Genomic DNA, 2,353 nt, shown 5'->3' with positions numbered 1-2,353 from the left:
GGGGCGCTGGAGCGCTCGCGGGCGGACTGGGCGGTGGCGGAGACGGGCATCGCGGGGCCCGGAGGTGGGACGGAGGCGAAGCCGGTGGGGCTGGTGTTTGTCGCGGTTCACCGGCGGGGCGGTGAGGCGGTGGTGGAGCGCCACGTGTTTCCCGGGGACCGGCGGCAGGTGCGCGAGGCCGCGGCGGCGAGGGTGCTGGCCCTCCTTCTGGAGCGGGTGGGCGTGGAGTCCTGAATCCTTGGCTCATCCCGGAGGCCATTGGTGCGCGTGGACGGGATGGGTGATGAAGGCGTCAGGAAGGGAGCGCCCGATGTTTCGAATCGACGTGGATCGCGCGGAGTCCATCGTGAGCTTCGCCCTGGAGGGGTACATCCGGTTGGAGGAGATGGAGTGCTTCGTGGAGGAGTTGAAGGCGGCGACGGACACGGTGGCGGGGCAGGCCATCAAGATTGAAGCGGACCTGCGCACGTTCCGGCCGGCGTCGCCGGAGGCGGCAGACCTCATCCGCCGCGTGCAGGAGTACGGCTTGCGCTCCGGGGTGACGCGGGTGGCGGAGCTGGTGCAGAACCAGATTGTCGCGTTGCAGCTCAACCGGGTGGCGTCGGGCAGTGGGACGGACAAGATCCTCCGTCGCTTCTGGCAGGAGTCCGCGGCGCGCATCTGGCTGTTGAACGGAGACGCGGAGCTGGGCGAGGCGCTCAAGGTCTGAGCGGTGTCTTTATATTCCGGGGGTCCGCTCTGGAGGGCAGGGGGCGGGGACCTCGGGAAGAGCATGACGCCGCGCTGGATGTTCCTGCTGTGGATGCTGTTCGCGACGGGGTGTGCGACGTCGCGCACGTGGCGGTTGGACACCGGGGAGGGACAGCCCCGGGAGTACACGCCACGCAAGCCCGCGCCTGGCGCCAGCCCGTGGTCTGACGGCTCACCCCAGCCCCACCGCGAGCAACCCCGCGAGCGCCGCGTACAGCGGCACGTTGAGCGCGAACGTGAGCCGGTTGATCCGCCGGAAGCGCGCCTGCTCCGCGTCCGCGAACCACACGCCGTCCTCGCCCGTGGTGCGTCCCTCGACGGCCTGGTGGAACAGCGCCGCATAGGCGACCTCCACCCCCAGGCTCACCAGCACCAGTGCCACCAGCGCCAGCGCCCACAGGTCGCGCCCATCGAGCGCCCCCGCCCACTTCTCCCCCGTGTACACGAGCCCCGCCCCCACGAGCGCGATGCACCCGAGGTCATGTCCCACGCCATACGGCGGCCGCCAGTTGCGGGACACATAGAGCATGTAGAGCTCCGCGGCCCCGCGCAGCCACATGGACACCGCGAAGGCGCCCAACACGATGCGCGCCTCGCCGGGCACGGCCGCATCCAGCGCCACCAGCGGGCACACGAGGAACCAGAGGAAGACCGCGTAGAGCAGCCACGCCAGCTTGGGCCCGGAGATGCGTCCACCGCGCCCGCCGCCCGCGTTCTGCCTGCGCCGGAAGAACACCGCCGCGCCCGCGCACGCGACCAGGCACAGCACCAGCAACACGCGGGTGGAAGCAGAGAGCATCAGGAGGAGCGGGGCCGGGGATAGTGGTGGGGAAAGCGTGCGACGTACCACGCGCGCAGCCGGGGCAGGTGCCTCAGTGACACCTGGGGATGCAGGTGATGCACCACGTGCATCCCCACGTGGCGAGGCGCCAATCCCAAACGCCCCAGCCACCCCAGCCCATGGTCGCGCGTGCACGCGAACACGTCTCGCAGCGTGCGTCCGTGCGCGGGCGTGGAGGAGTGCTCGGCGAGCAGCCGGTGCGCGTTGAACCCCGACGCCACCAGCAGCGGCAGCCCGTATCCCCACGCCACCGCCGAGGGCCACCGCGTCGCCAGCGCCAGCACGCCCAGATGGAAGAGCACCTGCCCGGCCTCCGCGCGGGCACACGCGAGCACCTCCGCGTCGTGCGTGAGCACGCGTCCAGAGCGGTCCTGCAGGAACACGCGCGCATACGGCGTGCGCAGCGCGGGGATGGCCCAGGCGCAGAGCCCCACCGGACCGCGCAGCACCCAGCCGGGAATCACGCCCAGCAGCAGCAGCCAGCGCCACGCCGTGCGCAGCGGTCCTCCGTCCGGAGGCTTGCGGTAGGGGTCGGTCGGCAGGCCCGCGTCCCGGTGGTGGCGCAGGTGGTGGTAGCGCATGGCCTCCAGCGTGGAGGCCACCGGGTAGCCCGCCACGGCCGTCAGCAGACACAGTCTCCATTCCGGGGTTCGCGCCGGCAGGTGGACCGCGTCATGAAGCAGCACGCCCAGCGCGTGCAGCCGTCCCGCGACGACGAGCACCGCCAGCGGCGCGAGCACCGGAGCCCACGCCATGACGACC

General features: G+C 71.7%; 4 protein-coding genes. 2 read left to right on the top strand and 2 right to left on the bottom strand.

The window, feature by feature from the left end; all coding sequences use genetic code 11:
- The coding region (locus D7V93_RS41890; RefSeq protein ID WP_147451637.1) for a CinA family protein at nt 1-234 on the top strand (234 nt) is incomplete at its 5' end.
- A gap of 76 nt (nt 235-310) precedes the next feature.
- Nucleotides 311-709: a hypothetical protein gene (locus D7V93_RS41885; RefSeq protein WP_120648547.1), complete on the top strand. Its 399-nt coding sequence runs from the start codon at nt 311-313 to the stop codon at nt 707-709.
- Nucleotides 710-922: 213 nt separating this feature from the next.
- Here D7V93_RS41885 and D7V93_RS41880 read toward each other — a convergent pair whose 3' ends face one another.
- Together D7V93_RS41880 and D7V93_RS41875 are read right to left on the bottom strand one after the other, a co-directional pair.
- Nucleotides 923-1,549 carry a hypothetical protein gene (locus D7V93_RS41880; RefSeq protein WP_120648546.1) on the bottom strand — a complete coding sequence of 209 codons (627 nt, stop codon included), beginning with the start codon at nt 1,547-1,549 and terminating at the stop codon, nt 923-925.
- The coding region (locus D7V93_RS41875; RefSeq protein ID WP_120648545.1) for a fatty acid desaturase family protein at nt 1,549-2,353 on the bottom strand (805 nt) is incomplete at its 5' end. The genes D7V93_RS41880 and D7V93_RS41875, both read right to left, overlap by 1 nt.

The sequence above is a fragment of the Corallococcus llansteffanensis genome (assembly GCF_003612055.1).
In the GTDB taxonomy this organism is placed as follows: domain Bacteria; phylum Myxococcota; class Myxococcia; order Myxococcales; family Myxococcaceae; genus Corallococcus; species Corallococcus llansteffanensis.
This window is presented reverse-complemented; position numbering and strand designations above follow the sequence as displayed.